Raw genomic sequence first — 15625 nt, 5'->3', positions numbered from 1 at the left:
CGATTAAGATAAAAAGCGCTGTAAATGAATTATTTATGGCGCTTTGTGTTTTTAGACCTCACCAAATTAAACCAATCAATCGCTTTGTTCCGGTGACCTGCCGGTGATCTTTTTTATGGTACTTTCGCAGGTCACCGGGATGCTTATAAGTCATTGTTATTGAACTTGTTTAGTATTTAAACATCTTGATAACAGGAGGATATGCAACTAATTTTGTTCACTTAAAAGCTTCAGCGATGAACAAATCTTTTAACCTGCTCTTTTACGTAAAGAGATCAAAAACAAATTCCGAAGGCCTCGCTCCTGTTTAACTGCGTATCACTGTTGATGGCGTACGCATCGAAATCTCCTCTAAAGGCCATGTCTATCCCGACAAATGGAACGCAAACGTTATTCATCTTCGTTGCTTGTCTGGTTATTTTCAACGATCTTTTTGAGCTGCCCCATATCATCACTGATTTTCTTTAGCAGCACCATGGCATAGATTTGTGTGGAGTTGCTGTGGCTCTGTCTATAGCCGGCTGTGCCGGGGCACCCTTTGTGGATCAACAATCGAATACCAGGGCAACAATACCCAAGAACGCCGGGTTTGATCCATCAAATTATAAAGTTATGAGTACGCTGATTGATAAAAAAGCTGGCACCATGTCCACCCTTTATGCAAATGATATCGCCATGCGTGCAGCCCGGTCAGGCAGGCTGAGAGGTGCACGGGGATTAGCCATGGCTTTGGTAACCTGGAAACAGCAGGAGAATCCTTATTGGTACGGAAATAACATCCCGGGTGAATTATTGTCGGTTGAAATGCTTAGTTCAGACAACCGGACAGACAGCATCAGGTATACGCTTTTTGAAAGAAAAAAAATAGCTTTTAACGGCTTATCAGCACAACCGAATCAAAGGAAAAATTTTATCTTAGACCAGAAACCTTCAATTATGCCCTAAAAATATTTTAAGCGCTAATGATCCGAAATCCCAGAGCAAAGTCAAGCAGACCATTTTATCTTTATTTTGCGATCACATGCGTTTGGCTTGCGATTTTTCTGCCTGCAAAGGTCCGGGGGCAATACTATGGCTATCCAAAGCCTATACCTGCGGCCATGGAAAGCTATTTACAGTTACAGCTAAAACATAGCAAGCCCGACTTAAACCAGGTAAAGGTGCTTTTAGATCTGGCTAACCTATATTATAATAAACCCTTGCGAAAACAGTCTGATCTAAACACTGCCCAAGGTTATGCGGAACGGGCAGGAAAGCTAAGCGGACAACTTAAATATACGCAGGGTTTTTCCCTCGCCCAGATCCGGATGGCTGAAATATTAAGTGATCGTCACCGTGTTGCCGAAGCAGATGCTTTATTGCCATCCGTTACAGGTGGCGAACGGATTAACATGCTGCTGACTTTAAGCTACAAAAATTTTTATGAAGCTAATGAAATTACGGATGGCTATTACGGTGATGCGCTGAAATATGCACGGCAGGCCAGGGATTTGTCCCTTAAGGCAAATGATAAAGAAAAAGAAATCATCGCCAGGGTCCTGTTGACCTATTTCCGCTATTATGGTAATTATACCGGGATAGAAGCAGACTTTACAGCCCTGCTTAAAGATAGTGAAACGGCACATCATCCCTATCTCGAGTACGTGTACCTGCCAATGTACGTTTATTACATGGCTACTGGTGATTATAAAAAAGGTTTTGAACTAGCCCAAAGATCCCTGGAACTTGAGAAAAGATTAAATGATCCGCTTGCATTAGCTGACTGTTACGGCGCTTTTGCAAATTTTTATAACAGTAACAAACAACCGGAAAAGTTTATTGAATATCTGAAGCTAGCGATTGATGCACAAAAGGTCCATCCCAGCATGTTCAATGATGATGCTCCTAAATTAGTTACCCAGGTGTCGGCCGCGTTACGAGCCATGAAGCGTTACGGCGAAGCGATTGACTACCTGCAAAGAGGAATGCGAGAGTTTCCAGCAACAGGATCAGAAAATGCGCGCTATGAAAGTGAGTTAGGCCGCTGTTACCAAAAGATAAACGTTAGAAAGGCTGAAAGGCATTTACTCAATGCTTATAATTATTTGAACAGCGTACACGAGGCCTTTCGGGCCGATCATCAGGAGATGGCACAGTTCTATGTCGAGACGCAGTCCTATGCCAAAGCTCGGCCCTATCTTGACCGGATTTCTAACGAGGTAAAACAAAAACTTAAAATATCTACGCGTAGCGAGATCGAGTACATGTATTTTAAGGTTGATTCAGCAACTGGTAATTACAAATCTGCGATAGCACACCTGAGCCGTAACAAACAACTTGATAATTTTTATTTAACCGAAAAAAAGAACAAAGACATTCAGGAATTGAGTATTAAATATGAGACAAAAAAAAAGGAAGACCAGATCAAAATACTTAACCAAAATTCCGCTTTAGAAAAGGGAAGACTACAACGTCTAAATCTAATCAAAAACGTGACTATCGTCGGTATTTTCCTCGTAGTGGTCATTGCCGCCTTATTCTACCGGCAAAGTACTATCCGTAAAAAAAACAACCTGATCATTTTAAAGAAAAACGAATTACTGGAGCATCTCTTAAAGGAGAAGGAATGGTTATTAAAAGAGGTGCACCATCGCGTGAAAAACAACCTGCATAAGGTCGTTTGCCTGCTGGAATCGCAGGCGATCAATTTACAGGATGACGCTTTACATGCGATTGAAAATTGCCAGCACCGAATTTACGCCATGTCACTTATCCATCAGAAACTTTACCAGTCGGAAGATATTGAAACGGTTAACATGGCAATTTTTTTACCTGAGTTCATCGGTTATCTTAAAGACAGTACCGGCACCGGCAACAAGATATATTTTGAGCTTGAAGTGGACCTGATAAAAGTTGAAGTATCACTCGCCATACCGCTCTCGCTGATCATCAATGAGGCCGTGACCAATGCGATCAAATATGCGTTTCAAGGGCGAACAAATGGCATAATATCCATTAAGATGTATACTTCCGGGCCTAAGGTTAAATTGATTATCTCCGATAACGGAATCGGCATACAACATGACCATCTTCAAGGCCCGTCCAATTCACTTGGCCTCAAACTTATCAGGGGATTGGCCGATGATATCAATGGCAGCCTCGAAATCCAAAATCGAAATGGGACTTCCATCATGATCGAGTTTCAAATCGAACCGGTAACCTACAATAATGACGCATTGACCGAGACGGAAATCGCACGGAACGGTTAAATATTTTGTAACTGTGTCTGTCAAAATCATTTAATTGCTTGTTCAAGGGCATCTGAGTCAGATCACTTTAAGGATCAGCCTCCAGCCGGACAGTTTACAGGAACGCAGTTTAGCTCCTTAGGAGTAAACTGCGTTTGATGAGGTTAATGCTGATAAACTCACAGACCTAATGTATAAGTAACACAGGGTCAGGATAACCAGCCGGAATCAGGCTTGACCGTAAGAACGCTGAGATAATATTTCAGATAGGCAAGGCATAAAAAAACATTTAATAAAAGAACACCAACCGCCATAGGTACCCCAGCCGGTGCCAGTATGATATGAAACAAGAAAATATTTACGCTTACCGGCAACAGCACTAATAAAAACAACGCTGTATACCGGTTGATCAATAAAAAGAAACCACCTACAATTTCCACTATTTTCAAAAATTGAAAAAAGTAGTCTGAAGAAATCAGTGCTTTAAGAAAGTCATCTCCTTGCTTTCCCATTTGCGGAACCGGCGTAAATTTGAGAAAGAAATTCAGGCCGAACACAAAATAGATCAGTCCCAATAACAAGCGGGTAATCAATACTGTTGTTTTCATTTTGCCAGGTATCTGTTGCTTATTTTAAATATTTACGCATTTCTGCGGCCGCCTGAATAAAAAGAGATTTAGTCTGCGGAAGATCTGCTAACCCGGTCAGCAGGCCCCAGTCATGAATAACGCCATTGTAACGAACAGTTGTTACAGGCACACCGGCCTGCTCCAGCATACGGCCGTAGGTTTCGCCGTCATCGCGTAAGATATCTTCCTCTGCCACCAGAATCAGTGCAGGAGGCAGACCCTTTAACTGGTCGGGGCTGGCTTTTACGGGTGAAGCATGTATGTCATCTCTGTTGCTATCTTCAGGTATATACATATTATACATCCACTTCATTACTTGTGTTGACAGGAACCGGTCCTGACCATAAGCCTTGTAAGAATCCGTTTCAAAATTATGATCAAGTATTGGCCACATCATGATCTGCAGGCTGATCTCCGGGCCGTTGTTCTCTTTGGCCTTAATAGCGGTTATCGCAGTCATATTGCCACCAACACTATTGCCCACAACCGCCAGCTTTTTACCATTCACGTTGATCTCATTGCCGTGCTCGGCAACCCACTGGGTTGCGGCATAAATCTGATTGATTTGCGTAGGGTAAGCAGCATCAGGCGTGCGGGTATAATTGACAAAAACCCCTACACAACCCGAAAGTACGGCGAGGTTCCTTACCATATGCTTGTGAGTCGGAAAGTCGCCTAATACCCAGCCGCCGCCATGTATATAAATAAACACCGGAAGATTTCCCTTTAAACCTTCAGGACGCACAATATTTAATTGGAGGTCCTTGCCATCAACTTTGATCGTTTTTTCTGAGATGGTAACGCCGGACATATCAACCGGATAAGCTTTTTGTACATTGACCAAAACCTCGCGGGCTTTTTCAGGTGTGAGTGTTTCCAACCCGGGTCCGCCGGTATTGAGCGTCTTCAGAAAAGTCTTAACCCCAGGGCTGAGATGGTCATCAGTTGCATAATCTTTTACCTGGCTGTGCGCATTAAAAGCGCTGCTGATAATTAATAACAGAATACCTGCCAGGTATCCTGTCGGTTTCGTTGAGGTCATGAATAGATTTTTCATTTTTATAATTTTAGTTAAGCTTATTATTAATTTCCGAGGTTATTATCTGTCTTGATCAGGTGGTTGCGCAATTCAGCGGCAGCATGTTCAAACAGTGAACGAGTGGGATGGATATACGCCAGCGGATTAAGCAATCCAAAGTCATGGATCATGCCGTTATAACGCACTACCGTCGTCCTTACGCCGGCTTCGTCTAGTTTCCTTCCATAGGCTTCGGCCTCGTCACGCAGCACATCGTTCTCTGCTACCTGGATCAATGCGTGCGGTAAGCCTGCCAACTGTTCTTTAGTGGCCTGCAATGGAGATGCGTATATTACGTTGCGGCGCTTAGGATCTGGGATATACATATCGTAAAACCACTTCATCAGTGGTGTAGTCAGAAATCGCTCTTGACCAAATCGCTGATACGAATAAGTATCAAAATTGGCGTCAACGATCGGCCACATCATGATCTGCAATTTTATTTCCGGACCGTTGTTCTCCTTCGCTTTCAAGGTGGTCACTGCGGTCATATTGCCTCCAACACTGTTTCCCGCAATTGCCAGACGCTTGCCGTCCACATTGATCTCTTGACCGTTTTCCGCTACCCATTTGGTAGCCGCGTAGATCTCATTGATCGCCTGTGGATAAGCAGCATCGGGCGTACGTGTATAATTCACAAATACGCCGGCCACTCCGGATAACACGACGAGGTCGCGCACCATTCTTTTATGTGTTGGGTAGTCGCCTAACAACCAGCCACCACCATGAATAAAAATAAATACCGGTAAAACCCCTCTCATGCCTTCGGGGCGTACAATATTCAGCACAATTTCATAGCCGTCAGCATTGATTGTGCGTTCCGATTCCTCGATGCCTGACATATCTATGGGTACAGATAGCTGGGCATTTTCCAGCACTTTTCGTGCTTCCAGCGGGGGCATTGATTCAATCGCTACGTTACCTGGGGCGTTTAAAGCTTTAAGAAATTCCCTCACCTCTTTTGAAAGTCTCGGATCCTGATCATATGGTGGTATGACCACATTACCATCATTGCTAATTGTTTTCATTGTTTTGATTTTAATAAATGATTGTGCCCGTTGGGTCATGGCTGTTGATAGTGAACTTGCGTTAGTTCACGAATTGCAGCCATTATTGCTATCTGGATAGGCGAAACTGGTGCCACTATTTAAATAACTAACAATCAGATACTTATTTTATAACCCTCAATTTATAAGTCACGAAATATCACTTTATGAAGGCTTTTTATTTAGATATCAAGAATGACTGCACCATTGCAGGAAATCGGCATAGCGAATGATTATCAGGCGGGGCTATATTCGGCTAAAAACAAACACACAGGTATTCACCGCCCCCCTTTGTCAATCCTTTGGTAGGGCAGACCTAGATCAATATTTAACTAAAGCTGTTTGCGTTATGGAAATCGCTAATAGCAGGCTAATTAGCGGTATATCGCATGAATTAAAACAAATATTAAATCATAAAACACTCATTAACAGAAAACTAAAAAACAGGCATCAGAATTGAAATCCGTGAATATGACCGGAGCCAACCTTTCTGTTAAGAAACTTTCAACTGGCATTTACTTCATTAATATTCAGATCGCCGCTCATGAACAACTTATTAACCACACCCGCTATATCTGACAAAAACCGCGAAAAATTGCTTTGGCTGCTTGCCTCCGCAACCTTTATCATTTTCTTTCAGGCCTATATGATTGCGCCATTGATACCCAGCCTGGCAACGACTTTCGGTGTGTCCCAGCAACTGACAGGAATACTGATTCCGGCTTACCTCATTCCTTATGCAGTTTCTACCCTTTTTTTCGGACTGTTGGCAGATCGGTTCAGGCCTACCTCGATCATTACCGCCTCGCTGACTGCTTTTGTGGCCTTATCATTTTTTACGTCTACGGCAGCAAACATGGATCAATTTATTTTATGGCGGTTTTTAACCGGTGTAGGATCCAGCGGTGTCATTCCGATCTCCGTATCACTAACAGGCAGACTGTTCAGTTTTGAGGAGAGGGGCAGGCCGCTGGGCCTGCTTTTTGGCGCCATGGCTGGTGGAGCCGCCGCAGGATCTACCCTGGGTGTAGCCGTCGCACCTGTTGTCGGCTGGAGATTTTTATTCATAGGGTTGGCTATCCTTGCAAGTATAGCCCTATTGTTGCTCATTTTTAGTATCAAAAAGCTTCGGCTACCCAAACCCATTACTACCGGGATCACCTTAACTGCCATCATAAACGGCTACTATAACCTTCTTGCACAAAGGCGCGGCCTCAGGACTTACTTTTACGTTTTTTGCAACGGTATTTTTCATTCAGGCGTTTTTACCTGGTTGGGATTGTATTTAAAAGACAACTATGGTCTTAATGAGTGGCAGATAGGGCTGGCATTGATGGGCTATGGCTTACCCGGATTTATTTTTGGCCCCTTTATTGGCAGGGCGGCCGATAAAAACGGCCGAAAACGCTTATTACCTTCGGGAATCCTTTTAAGTGCGCTGAGCGTCGGACTGCTTGCATTGCACCTGCCGTTGTGGATGGCTTGTTTACTTATAACCATCCTGTCATTGGGATATGACCTCAGCCAGCCTCTTCTGGCCGGGATAGTGACTGATTTGGGGAAAAATCAGCCGGGGCAGGCAATGGGGCTTAATGTTTTTACCTTATTCATGGGATTTGGTTTAGGAAGTCTCTTGTTCGGGGCTATGGTCCCTTACGGCTGGGCCGTGGCCTTGATCACTTTCACAACTTTTCAACTAACCATAGCACTATTTGGCTTTAAGGTTTTCAAGCGTGAAACGAACAAGATCTGAATATTACAATCTGGGCATCACAAAAATTGACATTAATGCCGGCTGCGAAACACAGTTGTAAGTTCAGATCAGTCATTTTTGTTTTCACCGCTATTTTTAAAATAGTGCTTCTTGTTTATCCCCAGTTTTTTCATTCTCGAGTTTAATGTGGATACGTTAATATCCAGCAGTTCGGCCGCCCCTCCTTCACCAAAAACCTTCCAGTCACATTTAAATAAAGTGGCAAGGATGTGGTCGCGCTCATTCTCCTCCATAGTTTTTTGCCTGTCTGCTTCAATTTCAATCGAGGCTTTCCGTTTATCCTTAGGAAGCACCAAACTGGTGATCAGCGTTCCCATCGAAAGCAGCACACTTCGCTCCATCATATTTTCCAGTTCACGGACATTGCCGGGCCAACTATAATTCCGGATTTGCGTGATCACGTCGTCAGAAAAGCCGGTGATCGACTTTCCCTGTTTAACCGCGTATTTTTTTAGGAAATAGTCGGCCAGTAACAATATATCACCTTGTCTTTCCCTTAAGGGCGGTAACAAGATCGGAAAAATGTTCAGCCTGTAGTACAAGTCCAGACGGAAACGGCCGGCGCTGATTTCTTCTTCAAGATTCTTGTTGGTGGCCGCAATGACGCGCACATCCACTTTCTTCGAATTGCCGCCGATCCGTTCGATTTCCTTTTCCTGTAAAACCCGCAGGAACTTTGTCTGCAGGTCAAGCGGGAGCTCACCAATCTCATCCAGGAAGATCGTGCCACCGTCGGCCTGTTCAAATTTACCTACACGCCTGTTGAACGCGCCGGTAAAGGAACCTTTTTCGTGCCCGAAAAGTTCGGATTCAATCAGATTTGCGGGCAGCGCCCCGCAATTAACAACGATCAGCGGTTTATTTTTACGGTCAGACAACTTGTGTATCGCCTGGGCTATCAATTCCTTGCCAGTGCCGCTTTCTCCTAAAATCAGCACGGCCGTGTTTGATTGGCTGACAATCTTTACGCTGTTCATAATGCGCGCAATGGCCGGGCTATTGCCGATGATTTCGGGAAGGCCTCCTGATACCGCAGAACCAGCCCTTTTAAGATAAGCTTCGCGGTTTTTTGCCTCCTCTTCTACCTGCTGATGCAGATACCAGGCAACATCCAGCATAATCAGTACATCTTTTGCCCGGAACGGTTTTACAAGAAAGCCATAAGGTTTGGTAGCTTTGGCTGCATCCAGTATTTCCTTATTGGAATTGGCAGATAAGTAAACAAAAGCAATATTCATTTCGCGCAGTTTTCCCGCAAGGTCGATACCCGTCAGATTTCCTTGTAAAAGGATGTCCAGCATAACCATATCTGGTTTTTCTTTTTCAACCATTTTTAAAGCAATGGGCACCGAACGGGCAATTCCTGTCACCTTGTAGCCTGCCCTTTCCAGGATCCCCTGCATGTTGTTGGCCTCAATAAACTGGTCTTCAACAATCAATATTTTTGTTCTCACGTTTATATTATTTGATGGTCAACTTTGTGTGGTTTAATCGCTCTATAATCATCAATTATGTTATTAGCATCATATTAAATGTTCCTTTTTGATACCAAGCCGCTTAATTTTCGAGTTAAGCGTACTTGGCGGCACGCCCAGTATGTCGGCAGCACCACCTGGTCCGGATATACGCCCCTGGCAGTATTTGAGGATTTTTAAAATATGGTCGCATTCATTTTCATCAATGGTCTTCAGCGCTATTTCTCCTGCTGAGGTGGCGGCCGTTCCTTTGGGTTTATTAGTTGGTAAATGGATATTTTTCAGCATTGGCCCGGTGCTCAGTAATATACTGCGTTCAATTAAGTGTTCAAGTTCCCGGATATTTCCCGGCCAGCTGTAGTGGACCATTTCCTGCAGCGCTTTGCTGCCGAGCGTAGTTATCTGACGCCCTGTTTTTTTAGCATAACGGTGGATAAAATGCGTCGCCAGGATCGGAATATCCTCCTTACGGTCGCGCAGTGCCGACAATTCGATAGGAAAAATATTCAAACGGTAATATAAATCACTGCGGAAGCGGCCTTCATCAACCTCCTTTTCCAGGTCGCGGTTCGTCGCCGCGATAATCCTAACATCTACTTTGATCGTGCCACGCCCTCCCACACGTTCAATCTCTTTCTCCTGTAGGGCGCGCAGCAGCTTTACCTGGAGCTCAAGGGGCATCTCTCCTATCTCATCCAGAAACAGGGTGCCATTGTTTGCCAGCTCGAATTTGCCCAGGCGGCGTTCCGTTGCACCTGTAAAACTGCCTTTTTCATGACCAAAAAGCTCGCTTTCGATAAGGTTTGCCGGAAGCGCTGCGCAATTGACCTTCACCATTAGCTTGTTCTTGCGCGGAGAATTGTTGTGAATAGCCCTGGCTATCAGTTCTTTTCCCGTCCCTGTTTCGCCCAGTATCAACACCGTACTGTCTGAAGAAGCAACCTGTGTAACCATGCGAAACGTTTTTTGCATCACCTGACTTTCACCGATAATCTCTGCGTAATTTTGATTTACCTCTATTTCTTCCTTCAGATAAATTGTTTCTTCCTCCAGTTGATGTTTGTAACGGTCAATTTCTATGAGTTGTTGGTTCACCTTTTCATTGGCCAATATATTAGATATGGCGATTGACAACTGTGAACAAATGCTTTTTAGTAAAACCTCCTGTTGTTTGACCTGGCGAAAATCGGGGTGAAGAAAACTTAAAACGGCAATCCCCTCCGACCCGATTTGTATGAACATGCCGATGCGCGTATTGTCTGACTGGGCGTCTGCTGTCATTGGACCAGGAAGCAAGGTCAGGCAGCTATCGTTTACTTCGTACAATACCGGGCTGTCAATCTCTGTAATTAGGTCAAGAATACTTTCCGGGAAGGTCATCAGCGTGTTCAAATTATCTGCCAGTTCATCCGGTTCAGCCCCAGCTTGTGACGCATCATAGAGAAACGGCATGCACTTTTGACTTTCCCGGTCAAATAAATGGATGACATAATCTTCAATTCCGAACAATTCCTGAAACTGCACTTTAAGGATTTTAGCCAGCAATTTATGGTCCCTGACCGGTGCTATAGCGCTACTGAACTTTAATAAACGCCCTTTCTCCTCCTCCCGTGATTTGATTTCCTGGTTCGCCAGGATATTCGCCACGGAAATGCAAAGCTGCAAAGATAAACTTTGGATCAGTTGTAGTTTACCGGTGGTAATAATGTCGCGGTCCTTGAAGTAAATCAGCCAAAAACCGAATACTTCTTCGCCTTTAGCAAGACGGATCACCAGCAAGGTCTTTTGCTGAAGCTGGCGGTTAATCTTGACATATAACGGCTGATATTCCTGTAAAGCCAATTCATCGAGATCGAACAACAGTGGGATACTGGTCTGCCTTGCCTGGTTCAGTACCGGGCCGTTGATTTTATTACTGTCACGGGCACTGAGGTTAGACAAGTGTGTTTTTGCACGGGCATCCTCATCCAACAGGAAAGCACTATAGGTGAGCCCGTCGTTATTCCGGACAGCGATCATGGTGTGACTGCAGCCCAATAGCTGCTTAAATTTATCCTTAATAAACCTGGCCAGTTCATCCGTACCGCGGACAGAAGCAATATCAATATTAATGGCCAGCAACAATTCCATTTCATTTCTTCGGCGCATCGTTTCCTCTACCATTTTGATATTAGAGAGGGCGACCGAAAGCTGAGCGCTGATTCCCCTTAATAAATTGATACGCAGCGAAGCAACCGCATGCGGGAACATGTGCAGGATCAGATGGCCCAACGTTTCCCCGCTGACTTTCAATGTCACCGCTGCAAAGTTTTGCCAGCCTTTTGCCTCCCAGGATTTAAACAGATCAACTTCCGGATATCGCTCCACAAACTCAGCGGTATCAAAAGACAGGTCCGTTAAGGCATCCGCCATTTCGTTGATCACAGGTCTCAGCTGTAAATTATGTTCATGCCGCCTGTTTACCTTTAATTGTATATCACCCGCAGGGGTTCGTTCTTTCTCATATTCATGAAATTGATAGCTATCATTTTCCGCGCTGTGCAGGATAATGGTAAGCCCTTCAATATCAAAAAATGAAGCCAGTTTGGCATGTACTGCCTCCAGGAGGTCTTCGCTGTTTCTGGATGCGGCGACTTCGCTACTCAGGTTGAGCAGAATTGCTTTTTCGTCGTCGTTTGCATGTAATGTTGCTGAAAGCAGATGTGTTAAAATCGCATCCTTAAATTTTTCAGACAGACTTTCCATGCTGATCAGGTGTTCATTCAGCATATCCGAAAGTGCTCTGTATCTGACTTCTTCAGTTCCGGCATGTTTGATGGAGTTCAACATAACTAAATATTTTAATAGGGTTTAAAACTGTTTTAACCTGGAAATGAGATTAGCCGAAAAGCAATTTACAATTCCGGTACCATAAAATAAACTGTTGATTTTAAGTGCATTAATTTAATTTTCTATTTGAACGTTGACGAAATATCATCAACCCTGAACGGCATTGGTGATATTTCACTAATCGCTTGTTTATGTATAGTTTAATGATGTCGTCCGTTTTCCAAATGGGGACCTTCCAGGCAGCGATAACGATGCCGATTTCGGTTGCTGCTCCTCCCCCACCAGAGCTGTTCTGACTTCGGACCCGCTCTCGTAAACATTAACAATAAACGAAGATCACCCTGGAATACCCGAAATTAAAAGGGGACAAAATTAATGAAGCGGTCAGGCGGGTCATTACATCCGGCCATGGACCAGTACTTACCCTAAGAACCGACGGGGCGACGGAAATCTTAATCAATAGCGCAACATTCATGGCGTAGCTGACGAACATCGCCATATAAAAATTACCTGTTTCAATTTCATAGGTGAGTTTACAATGATCACTTTATTTTAGCATTCTGCTGTCCTTGGAGTCCATACATTGCGTTTACAAATATTCCACCCGGTGGCAGGGGCATTTTGCGTGTATCACAACTAGCCATAGCCAGCATTTCATGATACTGAGCAAGCTAAACATAATTGCCTATCGGGCCGCGGCCGGTAATGACGATAGTATGTTTATTGGTGTTTGCGCCGCGGCAGTAATCATGCCGCCGATGGCATAATCTATAAAAGGATAATAGCCATTCCAGAAGGTATCCGCTACGTGAAGAAAGAAAGTTTGTAAACCCTGACGTTTGAGTCACCAAATGTATGAGGCACAGATAGCTTAAAATAGGCTCATGGAAAGAAAAAGCCGTTTCCTATACAAATAAATGGCTTTTTATTAAAGTGCGCCCACCTGGGCATTTATCGAATCAGTTTTTGAGTGATTTGAAGTGAGTAGCGGCTCAATGTGTTACGCAGTTTGAGAACGCTATTGAGCGAAATTAAAAAGAGGCAGATTGTTCCTTTAATTTCAAGCCATTGCGTATATCATCTCGTCTATTTTAAATTTAAGCGTAATTGTTGTTCCATTAACGTTCTCAATACTGATTTCCGCCTTTATATCTTCGGAAAGACCACGCAACAGCTTCAAGCCTAAAGCCCCTGAATGGCTTCCAGATTTATGCGCGTTTATTCCGATACCGTTGTCCGCAATTATTAATTCAACCTGTTCATTAATTTGATACATAGTAATACTTATAGCCCCCCATTTTTTACCAGGGAAAGCATATTTTATGGAGTTGGTTACGGCCTCGTTAATGATCAGTGACAAAGGTACTGCATAGGATACAGCCAACCTCAGCGGTTGAATATCGAGTTCAAAACGGATCTGACTGGTGGTTCCAAAACTATCATTAAGATAACTTACAAATTCGGGGATGTAAACAGACATATCGATCGTTTTTATATCTTCCGACTGGTAAAGTTTTTGATGAATCAACGACATGGCATAAATGCGATTCTGGCTGTTTTCAATGGCTTTCAACGCATCATTCTCCAAATAAGCTGCTTGCGACTCTAAAAGGCATATTACGGTGTGCAGATTGTTCTTAACCCTGTGGTGCACCTCTTTCAGCAACCATTCTTTTGACAGCAGGAGAACATCTTTGTCGTGTAGCAAGCTCTCTAACAGATGGTTCTTATGATCTATTTCATCCTTTTGAGCTTGTAGCTTTTCATTGTTTTTCCTATTAATATAATATCGATAATAAATCATTCCTATGATTAAAAAAGTCAGAGCCACACCGATATATATTAGTTTCCTAACGTTATCGGCTTGTTGGTTTTGAAGCGCGTTTTTAGCTCGAAGAATCTGGAGATCTTTTTCCTTTTGGGTCATCTCCAACTGAATCTTCATACCTGCTATATTTTTGGCATCATTTAATTCAACTAGTTTCTTATAGTACGTTACATATTGTAGGAGATGTTTTGCCGCAGATTCGTAATTTCCCTGGAGCGAATCAATCTTAAAGAGCATCCAATTGGCTGCAGAAAAAGTTATTGGTTCGTTCATTTTAATAACGGGGATTGCTAAAGAATTCTGAAGGTAACTTTTTGCCTTATCGTACTGTTTTATTTCAAAATAAAATGTTCCTATTTTTAGTTTAATTTGAGCCGAACGGAAATCTTTTGTAATTAATTTGTCTTGATCCGAAAGATGATCAGCCATTAAAAAATATTTTTCAGCCTGCCTATAGTTGTTTATATCTTTATAGTTTGCGGCTATCGATAAATACGCCATTTGTTTATCGACAAGACTTGCAGGAGGAATAGTTTTAAGTGTATTTGATAACAGAAGTATCGCTTCTCTTGACTTGCCGCTCTCATTTAGATAAGAGGTATAATTAAAAAGGGCTCGATATATGGCAGGATCGCCATTCTTACTTAATTCCTCCACCGCTTTTTTGAACCAATAGGATGCAAATGCGGATATTGTTTTATTCCCATAATGCAAATCGGCAACTCTTGCGTAAAAATATCCCAATCCAATACTATCTTTAGTTTCCTGCGATGCTCTAACAGCCTTTAGCCCATAGTTAGTGCCTCTATCATCGTTACCATTAACCTTGCAGATTAACGAAAGCAGATCGTAATTGTAATGAGTGTAGGGAAAAGCCATGGCATTTTCCAGTTGAAGCGCTTTCAACGCATTTACTTCGGCTCCTTTGATATCCTTTAAAACAAAGGCCAGGTACGCCAAATTCGTTAATGTATTAACTTGCTTCGCAGGCTTATTCAACTGCTGATACAAAATATTGGCTTTCGCTAAGCTATTTATTTTCAACATAATAGTAGCAGGTAACGGTGGGCAATAGGTGCCCTGGTAATCCCAGGCTTTTGCCTCCGTTACCTTGTCATTCGCTCTCTGGCAAATATTAATCAGGTCCGTAAAGCACTTTGTCCCTTTTTCTACCTGGTTACCTTTGAAATAGTTTTTGCCCAATAAACAAAGACTTTGGTTTGACCAGAATGCTGAATGAAGCGCCTCGCTCTCCTGTTTGGCTTTTGATAGAAAATATTGAGCACTGTCCCGGTCATTTTGGCTGTAACCTGGTTGGAAAGCATAATAAGAGCCTAATAGTACCAGCAACTTAACATGGTCTATCCCATGCAAAGTGCCCAATATTTTTACGACTTGCCGGGTTTGCCGGGTATCTATCCATTTATTATCCTCTTTAGCGATATCATCGCTAAAGCCATCTGTAATCACCGTCCACCTGCTTAATCTGCCTTTTCGGCTTACCAGAACAAGACTGCTATCCTGGTCTACCTGTCCCTCCTTTACAACCGTATAAAAATTTAAACTTAACTGTAACCAAAGTTGTTGTTTTTCGGAGCTTAGTCGGGAAGTCTGGGCATAAATCGTTACTGGATAGATAATAAAGTATACCAGCAAGTTCAACAACATAAATTTATTGGCCATGGCACTTCAATATTATCGACGGTTCGGAAAAAACACAGCAAAATGCCATCAATAGC

At 43.1% G+C, this 15625-nt stretch carries 9 protein-coding genes; 3 read left to right on the top strand and 6 right to left on the bottom strand.

The features are described 5' to 3' along the window. Positions 1–612 precede the first annotated feature (612 nt). A complete protein-coding gene (locus tag BLS28_RS18250; RefSeq protein ID WP_143020813.1) occupies positions 613–945 on the top strand; it encodes a hypothetical protein in 333 nt (110 codons plus the stop codon). 362 nt (positions 946–1307) lie between these two features. After that, positions 1308–3248: a sensor histidine kinase gene (locus BLS28_RS18245; RefSeq protein ID WP_176844504.1), complete on the top strand. Its 1941-nt coding sequence runs from the start codon at positions 1308–1310 to the stop codon at positions 3246–3248. Between the two features lie 188 nt (positions 3249–3436). Here the strand turns inward: BLS28_RS18245 and BLS28_RS18240 are convergent, their stop codons facing one another. The 3 genes from BLS28_RS18240 to BLS28_RS18230 are packed head-to-tail and all read right to left on the bottom strand — an operon-like array spanning position 3437 to position 5962. Continuing rightward, on the bottom strand, positions 3437–3835 hold the full coding sequence (locus BLS28_RS18240; protein WP_091170646.1) for a hypothetical protein: 399 nt from the start codon (positions 3833–3835) through the stop codon (positions 3437–3439). A gap of 19 nt (positions 3836–3854) precedes the next feature. Next, positions 3855–4913, bottom strand: a complete 1059-nt coding sequence (locus BLS28_RS18235) for an alpha/beta hydrolase (protein WP_256337477.1) — start codon at positions 4911–4913, stop codon at positions 3855–3857. Between the two features lie 26 nt (positions 4914–4939). Then, the gene (locus tag BLS28_RS18230; RefSeq protein WP_091170640.1) at positions 4940–5962 is read right to left on the bottom strand and encodes an alpha/beta hydrolase; all 1023 of its coding nucleotides are present in this window, start codon (positions 5960–5962) and stop codon (positions 4940–4942) included. Between the two features lie 562 nt (positions 5963–6524). Between BLS28_RS18230 and BLS28_RS18220 the strand changes: the two genes are divergently transcribed. After that, the gene (locus BLS28_RS18220) at positions 6525–7733 is read left to right on the top strand and encodes an MFS transporter (protein ID WP_091170634.1); all 1209 of its coding nucleotides are present in this window, start codon (positions 6525–6527) and stop codon (positions 7731–7733) included. A 68-nt stretch (positions 7734–7801) separates the two neighbouring features. Here the strand turns inward: BLS28_RS18220 and BLS28_RS18215 are convergent, their stop codons facing one another. The 3 genes from BLS28_RS18215 to BLS28_RS18205 form a co-directional block, all read right to left on the bottom strand. Further along, entirely contained in the window at positions 7802–9208 is a 1407-nt protein-coding gene (locus BLS28_RS18215) for a sigma-54-dependent transcriptional regulator (RefSeq protein ID WP_091170631.1), read from the bottom strand. 69 nt (positions 9209–9277) lie between these two features. Further along, positions 9278–12058, bottom strand: a complete 2781-nt coding sequence (locus tag BLS28_RS31255) for a sigma 54-interacting transcriptional regulator (protein ID WP_218134467.1) — start codon at positions 12056–12058, stop codon at positions 9278–9280. A gap of 1060 nt (positions 12059–13118) precedes the next feature. After that, the gene (locus BLS28_RS18205) at positions 13119–15569 is read right to left on the bottom strand and encodes a tetratricopeptide repeat-containing sensor histidine kinase (RefSeq protein WP_091170628.1); all 2451 of its coding nucleotides are present in this window, start codon (positions 15567–15569) and stop codon (positions 13119–13121) included. Positions 15570–15625: the final 56 nt, after the last annotated feature.

This window comes from Mucilaginibacter gossypii (genome assembly GCF_900100945.1).
GTDB classification, from domain to species: domain Bacteria; phylum Bacteroidota; class Bacteroidia; order Sphingobacteriales; family Sphingobacteriaceae; genus Mucilaginibacter; species Mucilaginibacter gossypii.
This window is presented reverse-complemented; position numbering and strand designations above follow the sequence as displayed.

What these genes read in the sequence shown, in the direction of transcription:
- BLS28_RS31255 (WP_218134467.1), bottom strand. Translation starts at nt 12,058, where the DNA reads ATGTTGAACTCCATCAAACATGCCGGAACTGAAGAAGTCAGATACAGA.
- BLS28_RS18235 (WP_256337477.1), bottom strand. Translation starts at nt 4,913, where the DNA reads ATGAAAAATCTATTCATGACCTCAACGAAACCGACAGGATACCTGGCA.
- BLS28_RS18245 (WP_176844504.1), top strand. Translation starts at nt 1,308, where the DNA reads ATGGCTGAAATATTAAGTGATCGTCACCGTGTTGCCGAAGCAGATGCT.
- BLS28_RS18205 (WP_091170628.1), bottom strand. Translation starts at nt 15,569, where the DNA reads ATGGCCAATAAATTTATGTTGTTGAACTTGCTGGTATACTTTATTATC.
- BLS28_RS18220 (WP_091170634.1), top strand. Translation starts at nt 6,525, where the DNA reads ATGAACAACTTATTAACCACACCCGCTATATCTGACAAAAACCGCGAA.
- BLS28_RS18240 (WP_091170646.1), bottom strand. Translation starts at nt 3,835, where the DNA reads ATGAAAACAACAGTATTGATTACCCGCTTGTTATTGGGACTGATCTAT.
- BLS28_RS18250 (WP_143020813.1), top strand. Translation starts at nt 613, where the DNA reads ATGAGTACGCTGATTGATAAAAAAGCTGGCACCATGTCCACCCTTTAT.
- BLS28_RS18230 (WP_091170640.1), bottom strand. Translation starts at nt 5,962, where the DNA reads ATGAAAACAATTAGCAATGATGGTAATGTGGTCATACCACCATATGAT.